We start from the raw sequence: 20644 nt of genomic DNA on the forward strand, positions 1-20644 counted from the left end.
ATGTGGTGACGCACATCTTATACAAGCGTCGCTCATGTTTTCAGCGTCCTGCGCACCTCCACTACCGCGGTCTCACCCCGTTGAGTGAAAAATTTCCTCTCTATTCTGGGCTTGCTTGGGCTATCGGAACGTGACCTAAGACGGCATCGAGTGATAGCTTCGGGAAACCAACAGATATTCCGGCTTGAACCTGGCCGGTCGACGCTACCGCCATGCCAAGCCGGGCGCGACGCGGCGTAGCATCGCGCAGGCGCTGTAAATAACTTGGGGCACCCCATTAATTCAATCTTGAGGCATGCCCCCAATTTAGGGACTTTGTCCGGTGCATCGCCACGCGGAGCAACTTTGACATCTTCTGTTCCTCTTTCGGATTTCTATAAAATTACAAAAATTGCATAAACGCTCGATCAAGTCCGGCCTCGCGGTCAAGGCTCTATATTTAATCCTCCTGAAACGCTTGCTTGCGTCCTTTGCGCACTGACGGCAGCAGTACGGCGGCAAGCAGCACGAACGCAACGATCAGCAGCCCCGCGCTGACAGGACGGGTGATGAGCACGCTCGGATCGCCTTTCGAGAACAGCAAGGCGCGGCGGAGGAATTCCTCCATCATCGGGCCGAGGATGAACGCGAGCAGCATCGGTGCGGGTTCGGCATCAAATTTGCGAAAGACGTAGCCGACGACGCCGAACAGCGCCATCGCATAGACATCAAACGTGTTGTTGTTGACGCTGAAGACCCCGATCGCGCAGAACACGATGATGATCGGAAAGAGCAGGTGGTAGGGAATGGCGATCATCCTCACCCAGAGCCCAATCAATGGCAGGTTAAGGACGAGCAGCATCAGGTTCCCGATCCACATGGAGACGATCAGGCCCCAAAACAGCGTCGGTTGTTCGGTCATGACCGACGGACCCGGCTGAACTCCCTGGATGATCATCGCGCCGATCATCAGCGCCATGACCGAGTTGGACGGCAGGCCCAGCGTCAGCATCGGGATGAAGGATGTCTGGGCGCCGGCATTGTTGGCCGCTTCCGGACCGGCGACACCCTCGATGGCGCCTTTGCCAAACTCTTCGGGACGCTTTGACAGCTTCTTTTCCAGTGAATAAGAACCGAAGGAAGCAAGCGCGGCACCACCGCCTGGCAGGATGCCAAGCAGAGAGCCAAGTGCCGTGCCGCGCAGGATTGGTGCAGTGATGCGCTTCCAGTCTTCCTTCGTCGGCATCAGCCCAGTCACGCGCTTTGTCATCACCGAGCGGTCGGCCTCATTTTCCAGATTGGCGATGATCTCACCCAGCCCGAAGACGCCCATGGCGATGACCACGAAATTCAGACCGTCCGAGAGAAGCGGCATATCAAACGTGTACCGCGGCACAGCGGAGTTGACGTCGGTTCCAACCATGCCCAGCAGGAGCCCCACAAGGATCATGCCGAGCGCATGCAGCAGCGGCCCGGATGCCATGACGATCGAGGCGATCAGGCCGAGAGCCATTAGCGAAAAATATTCTGCCGGGCCGAACTGCAACGCGACCGCTGCAAGAGCCGGCGCGAACACCGCGATAAGGATCGTCGAGATCGTTCCCGCAATGAAGGAGCCGATTGCCGCTGTCGACAGGGCGCGACCGGCATGGCCCTGACGAGCCATCTGGTAGCCATCGAGCGCTGTGACGACGGAGGATGGCTCACCTGGCAGGTTGACCAGAATAGCGGTCGTCGAACCACCATATTGTGCACCGTAGTAGATGCCGGCAAGCATGATCAGCGCCGCTTCCGGTGGAAGGCCGAAGGTGATCGGCAGCAGCATGGCGATGGTGGCAACCGGACCGAGGCCCGGAAGGACGCCGATCGCGGTACCCAGGAAAACGCCAACCAGGCAATAAAAAAGGTTGTACATCGTGCCGGCGACGGTCAGGCCGAGCCAGAGGTTTGCAAAGATATCCATCAGGCCAGCCTCAGTTTCTAAACCATTCACCAAAAATCGGCATGGGAAGGCCAAGACCCTCAACAAAAACGACAACACAAAAGACGACGAGTGCCAGAAGCCCAAGTATCGCGCGGCCCTCCAGGCGAAAGCGTTCACTCGCGGCTGCGGAAATCAGGACCAGCAATGAGAGTGCTATCGCAAGGCCGGCGCGCTCAAGCAGAAAGCCAAAAGCGCAAACCGACAGGGTGACGAGGCCCAGCCCCTTCCAGTTGATGTCGCCGACCTGCGCCCCATCACGCAATATGCCGCGGCCGAGGGTGACTAGACCGAAAACGATCAGCAGGGAGGAGATGATTGTCGGAAAATAGCCGGGGCCCATACGGCCAGCGGAGCCGAAACTGTAATCTCGGGCGATGATGAACCCGGCGAGCCCGAGCGCCAAATAAATCGCTCCTATCCCAAAGTCCCGTTGGCCGCGTATCCGCATCATTTGTCTTCCTCCCTGATATAAAGATCATTGTGGCGCGCGCTGGCCGCCAAGCGATGGACCAGGACGTTCCGTCATGGGCAGGAGCCGAAGACCGAAGGGCTCGTTCGGCTTCTGCCAGCGTTCGATAAGTCGGTCATAGACGCCATTGGCCTGGTCGGCGGCGCTGTATCCGATCACGTGAAAAAAGCCGCCGGCTTCCGGATCAAGGTCGGTGCGACCCAGCAGAATAACCGAGAGGTCGACAGGAATGGCCAGGGATTCCGCGCGCAGCAGCTCGTGGAACTTGGCGCCATCTTCAATTCCCCAAATGACCAAGGCCCGACGCTTGGCTGGAGTGGCGACAGCCAGCGCCTCGCGAAGCGCAAGGATGGCTGTTTCCTCGTAGTCTTTGGGCGGCAGCTTCGCGATGCGGATCTCCGTTTGCAAGATCGACCGCAGGTCAGCGCGATCCTTCAGGATGCGCCAGCGATGAAGTCCCATTTCATTGGCAAGGAAGAAGCTGGACGTCGTCATGAGATGGATGCAGTCATGGCCGCTGACGAGCAGCCGGTCGATGGCAGCCTCGACAGACTGACCCCATTCGAAACCAACAGCATCAATATCGGTGCCCACCAACCAGGCGCCATCTACGATGATCGTATCGGTCTTTCGTCTGATCGCGGCAATCATGTCGATCGGCATCGTATCGAACGAGTTCTGTACAACGCAGGCATCGAAGCGCGGCAGTGTCTGCAGGATCTGCTTGGCGTGTTCGGGGTCGGAGTAGCCGACTTCAAGCGTTATGTGTCCGGCGTCATTCAGGCGCCGCTGCAATTCTTCCAGCACGACGCGCCCACGCAGATTGTTCGACGAGCGCCTCAGCAGGATGACACTGCGCTGGGTGCGGCTGCTGCCGTCCGGGCGGCTTTCCTTCACTGGAGCAGCCTGACCGCCGGTGAAGAATGTCCCACGACCGACATGCGCCGCGATGAGACCCTCTTCTTTCAACACCTTGAGGGCACGCTCGACATTCTGTTGGCTCAGCGAAAAGTCCTGCATTAGCCGCCGGACAGTGGGCACCCGCTCTCCCGGCGCTGCCGTCATGGCCACCGAACGAAGATAGGATTGTAGGCGGGTAGTATCACTCATGACGGTTTCCTTTAGTACAATACAATACATATCGGCAAGAGAAAATCGCCGCACACCGCATTTACGCTTGAAAGTTGGGCGACAAAGGCCTACCAAGGCTTATCATAGCAAGCAGGCAAATACAATATATATTGTACTGAGGAGGAGAAAATGATGCTCAGAAGGAACTTTGTGCGTGCAGCGATTGCTGCCGCGGCTCTCGCAATCGCGCCAATCCCGGGGAGCGCGCAGGATTCCGGGCCAATCACGTTGCTCGTGGGCTATTCCGCCGGCGGCAGCGCCGACTATGCGGCGCGCGTCATGGCGCCGGAGCTGAGTAAGCGTCTCGGCCGCTCGGTCGTCGTCGAAAATGCGACAGGTGGCAGCGGCATGATCGCCCTGCAGAAACTTGTCAACGGCAAGGTCGACGGCTCAACGCTCTATTACGGCGGGTTCGATACGGTGGCCGTGCCGATGCTCAACAAGTCGGTCAAGATCGACTGGAAGGAAGCAACGCTGCCGGTCGGCCGCACTGCGATCACGTCGATGGCGATCGTCGTACCGCAGGCATCGCCCTACAAGACGCTCGCGGACCTCGTCGCCGCAGCAAAGGAAAACCCGGAAACCATCACCTACGGTTCGCCCGGCATCGGATCGGCCCAGCACTTCGTTGGCGAGATGGTCGGGCACCGCGCCGGCGTCAAGCTCGTGCATGCGCCTTATCGCGGCGGCACACAGGTTTCCAACGACCTGCTCGCAGGCGTCCTGGACTCCGCCATCCTGACGACCTCGACCGCTCTAACCTTCGCGAAAGACGGGAAGATCCGCGTGCTGGCCGTCACCAGCGCAGAGCGTGCTGAGGCTCTGCCGGATGTTCCGGCCCTCACGGAAATCGAGGGTTTCAGGGGCCTGGCGCTGCCGCTATGGCAGGGGTTGTTCGTCAAGGCGGGAACCGATGAGGCCAGCGCCAAGAAAATCAGCGATGCGATTACAGCGTCGCTGGAGATGGATGAGGTGAAGAAGCGCCTGGCCGATGCGGGGTTTGCCGCGGCGCCAATGTCAATGGGTGAATTCAACGGCTTCATCCAGACCCAGGCCGATACCTATCGGCAGATCATCACAGAGTCGGCCATTACTATCGAATAATGCGCGCCTGGCGCTTCGGGTTCGTCCGGAGCGCATTTCTTCATCCATACGAAATCTGGATTTGTCATGACTGCAGGAATGTTCGACTCGTTTATCACCCGCCACTGGTTCAGCGCAGAGGCGAAGGAAATCTGGAGCGACCTTCAAACCCTGCAGGCTTGGCTCGATGTCGAGGCGGCGCTTGCGCAGGCGCAGGGCCATCTCGGCGTCATTCCGGCGGACATGGTTCCGGTCATCGCCGAAGCTTGCCGGCATGAGCACTTCGACACCGAACGACTGAGCCGGGACATCGCGCACGCCCAGCATCCCTTCGTACCCGTTCTGCGTCAGCTGGAAGAATTCGCGGGCGAACCAGCGGCCGGGTTCATTCACTGGGGTGCCACTACCCAGAACATCTTCGACACCAGCATGGCTTTGCAGATGCGCCGCACGCAGGCGCTGATCGACACTACGCTTTCTGCGGCCGAAACCTCACTCAGTGAACTCGCCCTTGCGCATCGCGATACGCTGCAGGCGGGCCGCACGCATGGTCAGCATGCCCTGCCGATGACCTTTGGCTTCAAGCTAACCGGCTGGTTGGAGGAGATCCGTCGTGACCGGCAGCGCCTGCGTGACCGCATCCGGCCTTCCTTCGTCGCCTGCCTTGGCGGCGCGATAGGCACCTTTGCTGCGATGGGTGACAAAGGCCCGGCGGTCGAAGCGGAGATGGCGACGATTCTCGATCTCGAGCCTGCTGTGTTGCCGATGCGCTCCTCCTTCGACCGCGCCAGCGATTATTTTTGCGCAATGGCACTGCTCGCGAAAACCGCAGAGAAGATAGCCCAGGACGTGGTTTTCATGCAGCGCACCGAGATCGGCGAGGTTGAGGAAGCCTTCCACATGGGGAAGGTGGGCAGTTCCACTATGGCTCAGAAGCGCAACCCGTCCACCGCGCTGCTGCTGATCAGCCTCTGCGGCCTGCTCTCGGCCCGTCTGCCCCTGATCCTGGGTTCGATGGTCAGGATGGACGAGGGGGATTCCTCCGCCACCAATGTCGCAGATGTTGCGGTCCCGGAAATCGCCATTCTGGGCGCCTCGGTTGCCGAAACCCTGGCGCGTCTCGTCGCTGGACTCGTCGTTCATGTTGACGCCATGAAACGGAACGTGGAGATCACCAACGGATTGATCGTGTCTGAGGCGGCGATGATGCAGCTATCCGATCGTCTCGGCCGCCACAAGGCTCATCACATGCTCTATGAGGCGGCGCAGCGTTCGGTCATGACGGGCACGCCCTTTACGCAGGCCATCGCCGAACATCCGGAAATGGCAGGCCATGACATGGTGACCCTCGATATCGCAGACTATACGGGTCAATCCGCTGCTCTCACCGTGCGATTGAATGGAGCGCGCTAAGTGACGCGACATGGTCGCCGTTCGATGGAAGTCAAGTACGGCTGTTTCGGCGCCCAGTACAAGTACAAGCGAACATTCTGCCTGAGGCCACGCAAGCCTCTGAAGAAGAGGCCGATTTCAGGCTGGTGCCGCTACACCAGTTACGGCAGTTCTGCACACATCAGGCGCTGGTTTTGATCTAGTGGTAAATCCTTCAACGGTGTTCGCGCGGCAATCTCTGCAATTCATGAATCGACTTATACCCCTTTAGGCGTGCAGGCGCGAAGTGAGCTAATTTGGTATCCTCGGGCCGATTGCCTATCATGATCTCGGTAACTTCCTCGGCCAAGGCGGGAGCGAGCCCAAAGCCATGGCCACTAAGACCAGCGACAAAAAGCAAGCCTTCGACACCTGCCGTTCCCACCGCAGGCAAAAAGTCTTGCGTCGTATCAATCAGCCCCGTCCACACGGCATCTAGTTCAAGCTCCGATGCAAGGGATGGAATCATATGAGCCAGGCGCGCAAGGCCGGCTTTCACAAAGCCGTCATTGGGAAGAAATTCAGCCCACTTGAATGGGCGAAGATCACGCCCGCGCCATACATCAGTCAAGTCTTCCAAGAGCGGTCGACCAATTTTTATGTTCATGGCACGACGATTGCTCCAAAAAGTAGGCAGAGTTGATATTGCTCCCCGCACATCTTCCCACCGAACGTGGACGTCAACATATCCACCCAGGCCGAATACGATGCGACCGCCGGCGTCCTGTCGAAAGCCTAGCTGGCCTACTTCCCACATTGTGCTTTCTGACAGTGGGGCGACTGGACGTGTCGCTGCCATTGTGGCAACCCCGGCGTGCGTGGGCAGAGCGATACCGGCCTTGGCGAGCAAGCGGCTAGTCCAGGCGCCTGTGGCGAGCAGCACCGCATTCGATTTGACATAACCTCGTTTGGTCTGCACACCTTTGACAGATTTATCGTTAATTGCGATTGAGGTGACGGGCGTTTGCTGGAAAAGCGCTATGCCGAGCTGATCGACGTGATCGAGGAGACTTCGCATCACCGCTTGGGGATCGGCTTGTCCGTCCCGTGGTGTAAATCCTCCGAACACGTAGCTCTTGGAAAGATGCGGACATAGTTTGTAAAGCTCTTCACCTCTGAGCTGGTGAAAATCGACATCAAATCGCTCACCAACCCGGGCCCATTCAGTGACACGGTCAACATCACGCGCATTGGATGCCAGAGACACGTGACCGCTTCTTCGAAACGAAAGCTGCGGGCCTATTTTTTGAGAAAGTTCACCCCATAGCTCACTGGATCGGGCCATGAGAGCAACCTCCGCCTCATCGCGACCTTGGACCCGTATGAACCCGAGGTTGCGACCTGATTGACCTGAGCCGGCATTGGCTGCTTCAATGATGATCGGATGCAGTCCAGCCTGCTTCAAGCCGATTGCAGTCAGCAGGCCGATTATACCCGCGCCAACAACGATCACGTCTGCCGAGTTCGGCAGCGGATCAGAAGCTTCCGCTTGCTCGACAAGTATCGGAAGTCCTCTTCCATCGACACGTAACCCACGATGTGGTGTCATATAAATCCAACCCCGCATTCGGCAATTGATCAGGCCATGTCATTGTTTACTGTGATGTTCGGGCACCTCCAATAACCATAAATTGGGACAACTCCTCATTCGCCAGTCGACCCAAAGGTACGCCGCGCGAAAGGTAGGCCGTTTGAAAGAAGGCAAGGTGAGCGAATTGAGATCCTGGGCATTTTACACTGAACCCGAAAAATTGAAGGTTGCCGGCGTCGACGTTGCCTACCGGCGTAAGGGAAGCGGCGCGCCAGTTGTTTATTTCCACGGCGCGGGCCTAACGCGGCGGTGGCTGCCCTTTTATGATGCAATGGCCGCTCACGCCGATGTCATTGTTCCCGAGCATCCCGGATTCGGTGACACTCCGATGCCTGATTGGCTTGAGGATTTTGATGACATCAACCTGCACTACGAGCAGTTTTTCGATGAACTGGGCCTCGACCGCTTCCACTTGGTCGGACATTCGTTGGGCGGCTGGATGGCTGCCCATTACGCGGTCTTCTTTTCACGTCGGTTATCGAGCTTACAATTGATAACCCCGGCGGGACTTCGCGGGAGCTTGCTGAACGATCCTTTCAGGCAGACTGGCGAAGAAGCCCTGGAGCGGGTGTTCAACGGGGAGGCTCACGCATATCCGGAATATCTCGAGGGCGACGAACGCGTTGAGCAACTGGTGCAGGACTATGCTGAACTCACCGCCCAGGCTCGGCTGATGTGGAACCCTCGCTACGATCCTCGCCTTGAGCGTCGGTTGGCACGGGTAAGAACACCAACCCGCGTGATAACCGTTGATGAAGACCGGATCATGAGCGCCGATGTCGCGTTGCAGTACGCCAGTCTTATTCCGGGGGCTGAAACCGCCAAGATACATGGCTCGACCCGCGCAACATCCCACGTTCCCTATGTGCAAGAGCCAGAGGCACTAGCGAGCCTGGTTCTTGAATTCGTCAATCGACACTCCGAGGCGTGACCATGAATAAGTTAGAGTTCTACCTCAACAATGGCGGTAAATACAGCTTCATTCCACGCCGCGAGAAACTGTCGAAATCGATCTTTATCAGTACTTCCACCAAGTACTTCGACCCCATCCGCGGGCAGAGAGTTATCGAAGACTTTTTGGACAACATGGTGCTGGGTGAACAACTCGGTTTCGATGGCCTCCTCGTGCTCGAGCAGCACGGTGGTCCAAATGCCGTGACAGGTCAGTCGATCGTCATGACAAGCGCCTTGGCGGCAAGGACCAAAAACATCAGGGTAGGGGCGGTGGGTCCTATCATGAACACCTACCTTTCTCCCATGAGATATGCGGAGGAGGTTGCTGCGCTGGATTATTTGTCTCGCGGACGCTTCTTCTTCGGTATGCCGGTCGGTATCGGACCAAATTATCACGCGCTGGGTATCGATCCTACGCGTGCACGTGAGCGCCTGCGAGAAGGACATGACCTCATGAAGAAGGCCTTCATGGAAGAAGGACCTTTCGAATGGGATGGCAAGTTCTTCAAAGTCCCATATGCGAACCTGTGGCCCAAGCCGCTGCAAAAGCCGCATCCGGAAATATGGGTGCCGGCCGTGGGTTCAAAAGACTCACTGAAGTTCGCGGCCGACAACCATTACACGTATCTGGCAATTCTCGTGCCGCGTCCGGTGCTTCTCCGGAACATTAAGACATTTCGTGACATGTGTGAGGAGGCTGGCTATACGGCGGACCCGACACAGGTCGTCGCCACCGCCACGGTTCATGTGGCCGAGACCGACAAACAGGCACGGCTTGAGGTTGAGGCCCATTTCATGTCGATGCTTCAAAACTCCTTTGGCTCGCCTTTCCACGATTCATTCCCGCCGGGACACGTCACTTCACAGTCCCTTCGCGGGATGATGAGTGGGGGCTATAGAGCCAAAGAGATTTCTGAAACAACTTTCGAGGAAGCCGTTGCCGATCGATCTATAATTTGCGGCTCACCCGACACAGTTGCTGAGCAGATTGAAGAACTGACCTCGGCCATGGGGGCAGGGCGTCTTGTTGTCAACTGTGATGGCTGGACCGCCCCGGCTTGGCTCACGCGGAAGAATATGACGATCTTCGCGGAAGAGGTCATCCCGCGGTTTCGTGCTCCTGGTGGGAAGCCCATCTGGGATAACAACAACTCGCAGGCTTGGAATACGACCAGTGAGTACGGTGCAAGGGTCGAGGAGCCGTTGGCGCGTCCGACCGTCCGCCTCGCGGATTCGGGGGTGGTTGATATCCGCACAGCGCATATTGAAGAGCTTAGGAAACCACTTGAACCATGACGCCAGATTTCGATCAATGCGGAGGACGAGCGGTGATGGCAGAGAAACTAATACGTGGTTTCTGGGCGGCTTTTGAAAAAGACGCTGTTTCCGACCTGGAGAGTTTTTTTACCGCTGATTACGTTCGGCATTCTCCTCAGGCTGACATAAGCCGGGATGATTTCCTCACCGTCATCCGCGACAGGGCTCGCGCATTTCCGGATTTGAAGACTGTTATCCTCGACGTTGTCGAGGATAAGGACAAGATCGCCTATCGTTGGGAATCTCACGGCACTCACCAGTGCACATTTATGAATGTGCCTCCGACGGGCAGAACGGTCAGGGTGAGCGGGATAACCATTAGCCGTATTTCAGGGGGGAAAATTGCCGAGGATTGGAGCAGTTGGCAAAATTCCGATGTTCTCCATGGCATGAGCGTTTTTCCGATCTGATTTTCGAATAACAAATGGAGCATATAGATGAGTATTACCGTCGTGGTCTCGATCAAGGGCACGTCAGTGGAGAAGATCCGTGAAGTTGCGACTGCACGTCCGGACTTGAGTGAAGCGCTCGGCACCCTCCTCAAAAAACACGGTGTGATCAGTCATAAGCGCTACCACAACGGAGACGACATCCTTGATATCGACGAGTGGGAAAGCGAAGAAGGGTTTCAGAACTTTCTTACAGAAGCACGCCCGCTGATCGACGAACTCGCGCGGTTAAGGGGTTCAGAGACGCCGACCGACAAGGTCTGGTTTCCGCTCTAACAGGGTTCGCTGCTCGAGAAACAGCGCTGCCACACTTGGCGCGTTTTGTAGTGCCTTCCGAGGTCGGCTCCAAACAATATTACCAGCGCTCGCATTATCGAGTGCGGCGGCATCGATGCCAGATCAGCTTCCCGATAAAAACTTTGCACCCGCTGCAGGCGATCTGGAGCCGGTGATTCCAAGCAGAACTGTACGTCGCCAGGAGGGATTTCACATGGCCGAAATCGAATTGACGGAAGCATTGAAGGGGTTCCATCGGAGCTTTCCCACGGGCGTTACCATTGTGGCTACGTCTACCGAAGGTTCTCCCTTCGGACTCGCTGTGAACGCCTTTTGCAGCGTCTCCCTCGATCCGCCCATGGTGATGGTATGTGTGAAGGCTACGTCCTCCACTTATGAAAAGCTATTCTCGGGAGACAGGCTCGGTGTCAGCATCTTGGCAAACGACCAGGCGCAAGTCGTCGGAGTGTTTGCGAAATCTGGCATCGATAAGTTCGCACAGGTGAAGTGGTCACCGGGTGAAACCGGCGCGCCGTTGATTGACGGCGCCTCAGCACAACTTGAATTCCATGTTACCAGTCGGATGCTGGCGGGCACCCACGCGATATTCGTCGGTGAGGTTACTCACGCCAGCTTTTCGGGAACGCCCCCCCTTATTTACGTAGGGGGCAGTTTGTTTGATGGTGGACAGTTGGTCCCGGTCTGACTTTGAGCGCGGCTCGGGCAGGGCGGCGCCGACGATCTCAAAGCAGGGCTGAATTTTCGCCGGACGGGCATTTTGCTTGGTCTGTATGACGACCTTAACAATACAGCGCCGTAATTTGCGTTGTGGCTCGTTAAATTCATCGTAAAGGGCGTCTCTGGAACGCCCCTGTTCGGGAGGAGAGTATGGAAAAAGTTCGCGCGAGCGCCGTCGAGGCATTAGCGGAGTTGCTGCATGACGACATGACAATCATGGCTGGCGGTTTCGGCCTTTGCGGTATTCCGGAGGCGCTTATCGGTGCCGTTCGCCTGTCTGGCGTACAGAATCTGACCGTCATTTCCAACAATGCCGGCATCGATGGCACAGGACTTGGTATTCTCCTTGAGACACGCCAGATCCGCAAAATGATTTCGTCCTACGTCGGGGAGAACAAGCTTTTTGCTCAGCAGTATTTGTCGGGAGAACTTCAAGTTGAGTTTAATCCCCAAGGAACTCTCGCAGAACGCATTCGCGCAGGTGGTGCCGGCGTTCCTGCCTTCTTCACCAGGACTGGTTACGGGACGCAAATAGCCGAAGGAAAACCTGTTCAGGAATTCGATGGCGATCATTACATTATGGAGCGCGCCCTTTATGCGGATCTCGCCCTTGTGCACGCCTACAAGGGCGACGAGGAAGGCAATCTCGTCTACCGCAAGACTGCCCGCAATTTCAATCCGGTCATGGCGACGGCGGCACAAGTCACGGTAGCCGAGGTCGAGCATCTCGTCACAGCAGGCGAGATCGATCCCGATCACATCCACACGCCCGGCATCTTCGTCTCCGCACTCGTTCATGTGCCCACGCCCATGAAGCACATAGAGCAGCGCACAACGAGAAAGCGAAACGCGCAACCGGAGGCGGCAATCTGATGTCCTGGACCCGTGAACAGATGGCGGCGCGCGCTTCGCTTGAACTCAAGGACGGCTTCTATGTCAATCTCGGCATCGGCATCCCGACGCTCGTCGCCAACTTCATCCCCAAAGGGATTGATGTGCGCCTGCAGAGCGAGAATGGAATGCTTGGAATGGGTCCGTTTCCTTACGAAGGTGAGGAGGACGCCGATCTCATCAACGCCGGCAAACAAACTATCACGGAACTGCCCGTCACAAGCTATTTCTCAAGTGCCGACAGTTTTGCCATGATCCGCGGCGGTCACATTGATCTTTCGATCCTGGGAGCCATGCAGGTGGCCTCCAATGGCGATCTGGCCAATTGGATGATCCCTGGCCACATGGTCAAAGGCATGGGCGGCGCGATGGACCTCGTAGCCGGGGTAAAAAGGGTCGTCGTCGTGATGGAACACCAGGCCAAGGAAAAGCCGAAGCTTCTGACCGAATGCACATTGCCTCTGACCGGCCGACGGGTAGCAGACCTTGTCATTACTGACCTTGGTGTCTTCGAAATTCAAAAGCGTGGCCCGGTCTGCATGACGCTGATCGAGCTCGCTGAGGACGTCACTGTGGAGGAAATAAAGGCCAAGACCGGAGCTGATTTCGACATCAAACTGCGGACGTAACCTACGGTGGAACTTTCCCCGCCGCGCCAGGGTCCGCGTTGACTGTGCCGCGTCAATGTGCGCGCCACGGTTTCGGCCCAAACCATGCGGCACCAGTACCGAAGAACAAAACTCCCGAACAGGGTATCGTACGAAAGGTTCTGTATGTCGCCGGCAGCAACGTGAGCGCGGGGCACCAAGCGAACGGCTCTGTCACCTCTTTCGCGTCATCCGCACTGAGACGGAAGCGGGGAGCGCGGGCTCCCTGGCGCCGCGGGCTGAGGCGATAGGGGTGGAGCCCGCACGTTTGATCCGATGCAGGTGCAGTCCGATCCCGGTTTGATCATTGATTACGGGTTACTGCGCCATCGAGCTTGTCGGGCGATCTTGATCATCGCTTTCGAAACGTAATCATAACCATCAGCACCTGATTGTTTCGGCGATCTTGATGCCAAACCCTTCTAGGCCGACATAGTGGCGCTCGCTGCGGGTGAGCAGCTTGATCGAGGTGACGCCGAGATCTTTCAGGATTTGTGCGCCTAGGCCGATTTCGAGCCATTCACTCTCGCGGGCTTGAGTTTTGGAATGGCGCTCCTGGTCCTGGTGCAGCTTGCAGCCATGGTCCGTCTGGCCGACGCCGACCGAACCTTCGCGCAGGTAGATGATCACGCCGCCGCCTTCTTCCTCGATCTTCGCCATGTAGCGGTCAAGCGGCCGGCGCGCGCCGAACACGTCGCGGGTGACGTTTTCGAGATGCAGACGGACCGGAATATCGACGCCATCGCGAATGTCGCCGAAGATGATGGCGACGTGCTGCATCGGGTCCCAGGGCAGCGAATAGGCATGCGCCTTGGCCGGGCCGAAGGGCGTCTCGATGGTGAAGGACGATCCCATCTCCACCAGCGTTTCCTTGCGCTGGCGATAGGCAATCAGATCGGCGACGGACACCTGCTTGAGCTGGTGTTTTTCCGCAAAGGCGGTGACCTGCGGTCCGCGCGTCACGGTGCCGTCATCATTGACGAGTTCGCAGATGACACCGATCGGCGGCAGGCCCGCGAGCTTGCAGAGATCGACGGCGGCTTCAGTATGGCCGGAGCGCATCAGCACGCCGCCTTCACGGGCAATCAGCGGGAAGATGTGGCCGGGCCGGGTAAAATCGGCGGCTCCGACATTGGGATTGGCGAGATTGCGCACTGTCAGCGTGCGGTCATCGGCGGAAATGCCCGTCGTGGTGCCGTGCTTGAAATCGACGCTGACGGTAAAGGCCGTCGTATGCGCGCTGTCATTTTCCGCCACCATGGCGTTGAGGTTCAACCGCTTGGCTTCTTCGCTCGGCATGGGGGCGCAGACGATGCCTGACGTGTGGCGCACGATGAACGCCATCTTTTCCGCCGTGCAATGGACGGCCGCGACGATCAGGTCGCCCTCGTTCTCCCGGTCGTCGTCATCGGTGACCACGACGATTTCGCCGGCTTCAAAGGCGCGAATGACCTCGACGATGCGCTTTTGGTCATACGCATGACTTTCGGCAGCAGTGGATTTGGCATCAATCAACTGAGAACCTTCTCAACTTAAGGGAAGACTTGCGGAACGCCGACTTCAGAGGCTGGTCAAACCAACCACTTTGGTGAGTATGGACGATGGCGGGGTCGGCAACGCGTCTCCCCGCCATGCGACATGCTGGTCAGGCCGCACGAGAAGAAGTTTCGCGCCGTATAGCGAACGAGTTGTCTCAGGAAGCTCAATAATCTTCAGCGGAATACTGAGTGCGCGCGCCTCACGGGCGACTTGCTCCCCTGCCAAGGATTCCGGGTCGGTAACAATGAGAGAAAGGCCGCTGCAAAGTCGATCGTAAATTGGAGTTCCGTGGTCGTCCACCGAATGGGGCAATCTATTGCCCGGTCGGGCCGAAGGGATAAACTCGACCACCGTTTGTGGCTCCGGGGGCGTCCCATCCTCGCAAATGACCGGCGAAGGAGCGTAGGTATATCCAAGAACCAATCCTGGCGCGTTAAACTCGTCATTCTTCATCTGATAGATCCGCTCACCGACCCGTGCACGGATAGCTTCGCCTTCAGTGCTTTCCTCCAGCAGTCCCACCTCATAGAAATCGGACGGCAAGCCAGAGCGATAATTGTGGTTGGCTTGGGCGACAACGCGTTTTCCGATCGATTGTCTCTCTGCCTCATAACTCTCCAGGAGTTCTTCTCCCGCCCAACCTTTGAGATACGCGGCCAACTTCCACCCAAGATTGGATGCATCCATTATTCCGGTGTTCAAGCCAAGACCTCCCGTCGGAGGATGGAGGTGCGCGGCATCCCCGGCGATGAAAACGCGGCCTTCCCTGTAGCGATCCGCAACAAGATTATGTGTCGCCCAGAAGTCAGAATGCGAAAACGAGAACGGAAACTCAAAACCCGCTGCAGCCCAGAGCCATGGGGCAGGGTCTGCGAGGATTTCACGACTCTGTTCCTGAGATATGTTCCAGAAGGTGGCGGTGATGATATCTCCATCGTCACGAAAGCCGCGGCCACCGCTAAAGCTCGCGTTCACCTCAGCGTTAACTATCCAATTCTGTTGCGCCGGGCGCAGGGTTGTCATTTCATAGAATTGGGGAGAGTGAAACAGAACCCGGAGGTTGCCCGCGGTGCTCGCTTCTCCCTCCAGTTTCCCTCCCATTGCCTTCCGCACCGAGCTTGCACCACCGTCACAACCTATCAGGAACCGCGCAGCCACCACGTCCGACCCGCCGTCTTTGGTCGAGACCGCGACGGTAACCTCATCAGCGGTTTGTGACTTCAGCGTTCCGGTCGCATCAAATGCAAAATCGACCTGGGAGAAGCGCCGCCGTGTTTCCTCACATACCAAATCTCTCAGCGTCTTTTGAGAGATCATATGCGTTCTCTCCGGGGATTGATCCGTTTGCTGCCATCCCAAGCAGTTCGAGAACCGGTGCAGTTCCTTACCTGCCATTCCAGTGGCAAATACCACGTCAAGCGAGATGCCAGGAGGGATCGGAGCGGCTGCCTTTACTTTGTCCGACAGACTGAGAGCTCGAAGATATTCCATCGTTCGCGTGTTGCAGGATCCAGCTTTCTTGGCGAGCGATGGTTTACCGTCATCAACGACCAGGCAATTGATACCTCGCATGCCGAGATCGTAGGCGAGAATCATCCCGACAGGGCCGCCTCCGACAATTACGACTTCATAGCTCTTCTGCATCCTGATCTCTCTAAAATTTGTGTGATTGCCGGACAGCCAACGAAACGTTGAATATCACCTTGAACCCAGCCGATGCGTCTGCACGCACCCCACCGAGAGAGCCGGCCGGATCGATTCTGGCTTATGGCCATAGAAAGTAGACAACCTGGTTCTTCTCAGGTTCGCACTATGTAGCGGTAGTGGCTGCCTTGCCATCACAATGGTTGGTGACAATGCGTCTCGGTCTTGCAGCGGTCCTGGTAAACGGCTCTGGCACCGGCAGTTTTACCCCCGAACGCAGTCGTCACACTGGATCGTTCCATGAAGCCAGCGGCAACCACCGTTCCGGTTCGTCATTCTGTGGTCCCTGCGCTGGAGCCACCAGGTAGTGCGCTGTCGTGTCGAAGATGAAGGAGCTGTCGGAATGCTGCCTCATTCGTAACGGCGGGGCCGCAAGCCAGAGTAGAACCAGCGAAGCATTGTCATTATATCGTAAACAGGCAGTCCGAAGTTTGCTTCGATAGTGGCAGCGTATGGTGCAAGATTTGTGCATTCCAGTAGGATTGCGCCGATATCGTTATGGTCCGATATCAACTTGTCGATCGCCGTCAGGACTTCCCTTTCCTGCTCATGCCGATCTATGATCGTGTTTCCAATAAGCATATTCAGTCTGAAAGTACTGTCCTCCGGTAAGCCGGCAATGGCCGTGGGAACACACACTCCTGCCCCTGAAAGGTGAACCTCCGTGAGAGCGTCTGCATCGGCGGTTAGAATTCCGACCCGCTTCTGACTTGGCAAGATTCGTTCAATCAAGGGGATTTGTAGCAAGCTGGACGTCACAATGGGAACGGGACTGTACGCCTGCAATTGAGGCTGCATAATCGCTAAAAATCCGCAGCTTGTGGCGATACCATCGACGCCAATTGCGACAAGTTCGTCGATAGCTTTCCGAAAAATCTGGACCGTGTTCTCATCGAGCTGGATCTTGGCGCCATTCGCGACACCTTTTGCTAATGCATATTGAACCGGAAAGGGAAACGATCCTGCAAATCCGATGTCCCCTGCGAAACGTCGGAAGCGCGTATCAAGGATTATTATTCCGAGCGTCGTCCCGAATACGGGTCTTCCTCGCACCTGTGATTGCGAGCGATAGGGCGCAGAGACTGTTTGTTCATTCATTCTATCGCTCCCGGACTACTCTCAAAAAATGCTGGTCAACCAGCCTTGGACGGAGCCGGCGAAGGCGTGCTGTTCCTGCTCGTGCGAAATACTTTTGCCGAAAATACTGATCTCCCTGCCTCACTTTGTTTTTCAGACGATGGCATCGGCGGGGATCTTACATCCGGCGTGTATTTTCAAATATGCCAACGCGGAAGCATGCCTTCTCGAAGTATAATTCGCCGGTGCGACACGGTTTGAAATCACAATAAATGGTGATTGCGGATGATTGGAAAGAGGCGACTCTCAATAGAGCCTTGAAAACATTATCAACAAGGGCCGAGAGGGGATCCGATGAGAAAATACAATCTCACATCTGCAATGAAATCCGCCGCCTATTTAACGTCTTTGAGTCTCGGATTCGGACTCATTATTGGACTTGATGCATACGCCGCAAAACCAAATGCCGAAATTGTTGCATTGCTCCCCGGTTCAATTAGGGCGTCTGGCATTGTCAAGATAGCAACGCCTATGCAGGTTCCGCCCAATATATACCTCGAAAACGGGGTGCTCAAAGGCGAAGCCGTCGACCTTGTTCGGGCGATCGAACCGATCCTCGGCGTGAAATTCGAGTTTGACGACATGCAATGGCCCGGCGTGATCCCCGGAATCCAGTCTGGCAACTACGATATGAGCATCGGGGTCATGTCTTATACGCCTGATCGCGAGGCGATCATGGATATGGTCGTCTACAGGTCCAATGTAAGCGGAGTGCTGGTTTTGAAAGATGTCGCTCCAACGATACAGAAACCGTCAGATCTGTGCGGGAAGCCAGTAGCAACCGTACAAGCGGCAGCACTTCTCAAGCAGTTGGAACTGGAATCAAAAAAATGCGAAGCTGATGGGCACTCCGCCATCACGATAAAGACTTATCCGTCGACAGGGATGGCGATGGTCGCACTCAAAGGCGGTGGAGCCGTGGCGTACCCTGCATCAACGGGCGAACTCGCCTACGGAGAAGCCACTTCTGGTGGAGAGCTGGTCCGGAGAAATTTTGCGGGTTGGGCCGGAAACCCGCAGGCTGTAGCCGTGTCTAAAACCGACGCAGGACTAGCTGAGGCCATCGCTCTCGCATTCAGGGAATTGTTCGATACTGGAGAGTATCAGGCAATATTAGCCAAATACGGCCTCGAGGCAAATATAATCAAACGGGAAGAAATCAGGGTCAATCCCTCCGCCGGAAGGTAAGCTGATCAGAAGCAAGGGTTCATTCGCTATCCTGAAACCGGGTGGGTGGGTCCAACCCCGAGCGCGGAGGCCCGGACATCCCGGCAAGCTACTCGCCATGGCCGCAAACCCGAACCGGTTCCGCCTTGTCCCTGCCGATCCGTCGGAACGCCGGTGTTGAGTTGCAGGCATACTCCCCAACTGTAACATTCCGCTGTTATGGCGCTCATGGCTGCTGTTGGCTACCTTCAGAATACACCTGGGTCCAATAGGCCCAGGTTAACGGCCAGAAGGTCATCAAGGGGAACAAAAATGAGGAAGACAACCCACATAGCCGCATTGAGTGCATTCGTGTCACTATTCTGTGCATCGGTGGCGATCGCCGATCAGGCAATACATGACACCCTTCCCGAAAATATCAGGTCCGCCGGTGTTATAAGGATCGGCGGCGCCTTCGAGAGCTTTCCTCAGCTCGTTGCTGATCCAAACGAAGCAACCAAGCCCGTAGGAATTGCAGCAGATTTGGCAGCATTGCTTGCCCCTGTGCTTGGCGTGAAAATCGAGTGGGTCAATACCCATTGGCCAGGTCAGATTCCTGGTCTTCAAGCTGGCTCTCTGGACGCGCTGATGGGTCAAATCAGCGTAACGGCGGAGCGTGAGCGTAAGATGCTCGACTTCGTTCCGTATTTTCAGGCTTCGGCAGGGATTGTGGTCCCGAACGAAAATCCCCGTAATATTGGCGAGGATGTAAAAACACTTTGCGGGCTGAAAATTGGCGCTCCGTCAGGATCCCTGTATGGGCAAACCTTGCGCGGCATCAGTGAGAAGTACTGTACGGAGGAAACTGCAGGGCCGATTACGCTGGCAGAGTTCCCCTCTGCTCCCGCTGCATCGACTGCCGTGCTATCGGGGCAGATTGACGGATACCTGGATTCCAGCGTCACATGTAAGGGTATCGCCAGCAGCAGTGGCGCGAGACTTTCGAGCATCTCGCTCCTCTACAACCAGACGCAGGAGTGGGATCCAGGGCTCTACGGCATTGCGTTTACCAAAGATAACGTTGATCTGACAAAAGCAGTCCTCTTGGCGATGAAAGCTATTTCGGAAACGGGGCAGTATCAACAAGTCCTGACGAAGTATAATGCGGGAGATTCTGCTGTTCCGGCCGACCGGATGTCAATCAATCCGCTCACCCACACGCCTGTCGGCCAGAAACAGTGATCTGAATTGCCGGGGGGCTGCCATCGGCGGCCTCCGGCTACTGGGACTCTTTTTCAAGTGAGTGAGTGCAATGATGGCGCATCTAGATTCTACTAACCCGAACCCGACCTTGACCTCAGACAAAATTATTCCAGTCCGACACTATGGCAGGATCATTGGCAGTGCGATTGCTGTTTTACTCTGCGCGCAGTTCCTTTACTCCTTCGTCATGAGTCCCTACCTGGATTGGGACACCGTCAGACAGTACCTGTTCAATGGGGCTGTTCTGAATGGGCTCATGGTCAGCTTGCAACTGACAGTCATAGCGATGGTCGCGTCTTTGCTGGTGGCTATTCTAATCGCAATAATGCGGACATCTCCTAGCAAAATCATCAGCGCCATTGCCGGCATCTACGTGTTTATCTTTCGCGGCGTACCGCTCCTCGTCATTCTGATCGTCATTGGCAATCTCGGACTGTTTTACAAGCGGGTCCATATCGGCATCCCGTTCACCGACATCACGTTCTACTCGGCGCCGATCCAACAGCTGTTAACACCGTTTGTCGCATCGGTGATCGGTCTCACTCTATCCGCGTCTGCGTATATGAGCGAAATCGTCCGCAGTGGATTACTTGCAATCAACAGAGGGCAGCACGCCGCATCCAAAGCTCTTGGGATGAACAGCTGGATGACTCTCAGATACATTGTCCTGCCCCAGGCTCTACGGGTGATCACTCCCCCACTTGGCAACGAATTTGTCAATGTGCTGAAGGCGACCTCACTCGTCTCGGTTATTGCGGGCGGGGACCTTTTGACCATCACGCAGAGCATCGCCGGCTCGAACTACAGAACGATCGAGATGATGATTGTCGCCACCATTTGGTACCTCGTCGTCATCTCTATTGTCAGCGTCTTCCAAAATGTACTCGAACGTAAGATGGCGGAGAAATGAGCCTT

The 20644-nt window shown here is 56.5% G+C and carries 19 protein-coding genes; 12 read left to right on the forward strand and 7 right to left on the reverse strand.

Going from position 1 to position 20644, the window contains the following annotated elements; all coding sequences use genetic code 11:
* Positions 1-439 precede the first annotated feature (439 nt).
* Genes AGR2A_RS28545 through AGR2A_RS28555 form a run of 3 tightly spaced genes read right to left on the reverse strand, consistent with a single transcriptional unit; the run spans position 440 to position 3542 of the window.
* Positions 440-1942, reverse strand: coding sequence for a tripartite tricarboxylate transporter permease (locus tag AGR2A_RS28545; RefSeq protein WP_052820716.1), 1503 nt, complete (start codon positions 1940-1942; stop codon positions 440-442).
* A 10-nt stretch (positions 1943-1952) separates the two neighbouring features.
* Positions 1953-2414, reverse strand: coding sequence for a tripartite tricarboxylate transporter TctB family protein (locus tag AGR2A_RS28550; RefSeq protein ID WP_052820717.1), 462 nt, complete (start codon positions 2412-2414; stop codon positions 1953-1955).
* A gap of 24 nt (positions 2415-2438) precedes the next feature.
* Positions 2439-3542, reverse strand: a complete 1104-nt coding sequence (locus AGR2A_RS28555) for a GntR family transcriptional regulator (protein ID WP_092938427.1) — start codon at positions 3540-3542, stop codon at positions 2439-2441.
* Between the two features lie 150 nt (positions 3543-3692).
* Here AGR2A_RS28555 and AGR2A_RS28560 point away from each other — a divergent pair, with 150 nt between their 5' ends.
* Both AGR2A_RS28560 and AGR2A_RS28565 read left to right on the forward strand, forming a co-directional pair.
* Positions 3693-4667 carry a Bug family tripartite tricarboxylate transporter substrate binding protein gene (locus AGR2A_RS28560; protein ID WP_092938429.1) on the forward strand — a complete coding sequence of 325 codons (975 nt, stop codon included), beginning with the start codon at positions 3693-3695 and terminating at the stop codon, positions 4665-4667.
* A gap of 66 nt (positions 4668-4733) precedes the next feature.
* The gene (locus AGR2A_RS28565) at positions 4734-6059 is read left to right on the forward strand and encodes a class-II fumarase/aspartase family protein (protein WP_052820719.1); all 1326 of its coding nucleotides are present in this window, start codon (positions 4734-4736) and stop codon (positions 6057-6059) included.
* Between the two features lie 193 nt (positions 6060-6252).
* Here AGR2A_RS28565 and AGR2A_RS28570 read toward each other — a convergent pair whose 3' ends face one another.
* Complete coding sequence (locus AGR2A_RS28570) at positions 6253-7626, reverse strand: NAD(P)/FAD-dependent oxidoreductase (RefSeq protein WP_167378266.1); 1374 nt, start codon at positions 7624-7626, stop codon at positions 6253-6255.
* A 142-nt stretch (positions 7627-7768) separates the two neighbouring features.
* Here AGR2A_RS28570 and AGR2A_RS28575 point away from each other — a divergent pair, with 142 nt between their 5' ends.
* The 7 genes from AGR2A_RS28575 (at position 7769) to AGR2A_RS28605 (ending at position 12922) form a co-directional block, all read left to right on the forward strand.
* Positions 7769-8599 (forward strand): alpha/beta fold hydrolase, encoded by an 831-nt coding sequence (locus tag AGR2A_RS28575; protein ID WP_052820721.1) that lies wholly within the window; start codon positions 7769-7771, stop codon positions 8597-8599.
* Between the two features lie 2 nt (positions 8600-8601).
* Positions 8602-9918 (forward strand): LLM class flavin-dependent oxidoreductase, encoded by a 1317-nt coding sequence (locus AGR2A_RS28580; protein ID WP_052820722.1) that lies wholly within the window; start codon positions 8602-8604, stop codon positions 9916-9918.
* Complete coding sequence (locus tag AGR2A_RS28585) at positions 9915-10349, forward strand: ester cyclase (RefSeq protein WP_080823926.1); 435 nt, start codon at positions 9915-9917, stop codon at positions 10347-10349. The genes AGR2A_RS28580 and AGR2A_RS28585 overlap by 4 nt, the downstream gene beginning before the upstream one ends.
* 27 nt (positions 10350-10376) lie before the next feature.
* Positions 10377-10664 (forward strand): hypothetical protein, encoded by a 288-nt coding sequence (locus tag AGR2A_RS28590; protein ID WP_052820724.1) that lies wholly within the window; start codon positions 10377-10379, stop codon positions 10662-10664.
* 115 nt (positions 10665-10779) lie between these two features.
* Positions 10780-11370, forward strand: a complete 591-nt coding sequence (locus AGR2A_RS28595) for a flavin reductase family protein (protein WP_197283347.1) — start codon at positions 10780-10782, stop codon at positions 11368-11370.
* A 182-nt stretch (positions 11371-11552) separates the two neighbouring features.
* On the forward strand, positions 11553-12275 hold the full coding sequence (locus tag AGR2A_RS28600; RefSeq protein ID WP_052820726.1) for a CoA transferase subunit A: 723 nt from the start codon (positions 11553-11555) through the stop codon (positions 12273-12275).
* Positions 12275-12922 carry a 3-oxoacid CoA-transferase subunit B gene (locus tag AGR2A_RS28605; RefSeq protein WP_052820727.1) on the forward strand — a complete coding sequence of 216 codons (648 nt, stop codon included), beginning with the start codon at positions 12275-12277 and terminating at the stop codon, positions 12920-12922. Before AGR2A_RS28600 ends, AGR2A_RS28605 begins: the two co-directional genes overlap by 1 nt.
* 399 nt (positions 12923-13321) lie before the next feature.
* On the opposite strand, the gene ribB is transcribed toward AGR2A_RS28605, so the two are convergent.
* The 3 genes from ribB to AGR2A_RS28620 all read right to left on the reverse strand — a co-directional run bounded on the left by ribB (position 13322) and on the right by AGR2A_RS28620 (position 17281).
* Complete coding sequence (gene ribB / locus AGR2A_RS28610) at positions 13322-14452, reverse strand: 3,4-dihydroxy-2-butanone-4-phosphate synthase (RefSeq protein ID WP_052820778.1); 1131 nt, start codon at positions 14450-14452, stop codon at positions 13322-13324.
* A 48-nt stretch (positions 14453-14500) separates the two neighbouring features.
* Positions 14501-16123, reverse strand: a complete 1623-nt coding sequence (locus AGR2A_RS28615; protein ID WP_052820728.1) for an FAD-dependent monooxygenase — start codon at positions 16121-16123, stop codon at positions 14501-14503.
* A 411-nt stretch (positions 16124-16534) separates the two neighbouring features.
* Complete coding sequence (locus tag AGR2A_RS28620; RefSeq protein ID WP_052820729.1) at positions 16535-17281, reverse strand: aspartate/glutamate racemase family protein; 747 nt, start codon at positions 17279-17281, stop codon at positions 16535-16537.
* Positions 17282-17614: 333 nt separating this feature from the next.
* Between AGR2A_RS28620 and AGR2A_RS28625 the strand changes: the two genes are divergently transcribed.
* The 3 genes from AGR2A_RS28625 to AGR2A_RS28635 all read left to right on the forward strand — a co-directional run bounded on the left by AGR2A_RS28625 (position 17615) and on the right by AGR2A_RS28635 (position 20639).
* Positions 17615-18508, forward strand: a complete 894-nt coding sequence (locus AGR2A_RS28625) for a transporter substrate-binding domain-containing protein (RefSeq protein ID WP_080823927.1) — start codon at positions 17615-17617, stop codon at positions 18506-18508.
* A 291-nt stretch (positions 18509-18799) separates the two neighbouring features.
* A complete protein-coding gene (locus tag AGR2A_RS28630; RefSeq protein ID WP_052820731.1) occupies positions 18800-19708 on the forward strand; it encodes a transporter substrate-binding domain-containing protein in 909 nt (302 codons plus the stop codon).
* A 70-nt stretch (positions 19709-19778) separates the two neighbouring features.
* Entirely contained in the window at positions 19779-20639 is an 861-nt protein-coding gene (locus tag AGR2A_RS28635; protein ID WP_052820732.1) for an amino acid ABC transporter permease, read from the forward strand.
* Positions 20640-20644: the final 5 nt, after the last annotated feature.

The organism is Agrobacterium genomosp. 2 str. CFBP 5494, from assembly GCF_900013495.1.
GTDB lineage: Bacteria > Pseudomonadota > Alphaproteobacteria > Rhizobiales > Rhizobiaceae > Agrobacterium > Agrobacterium pusense.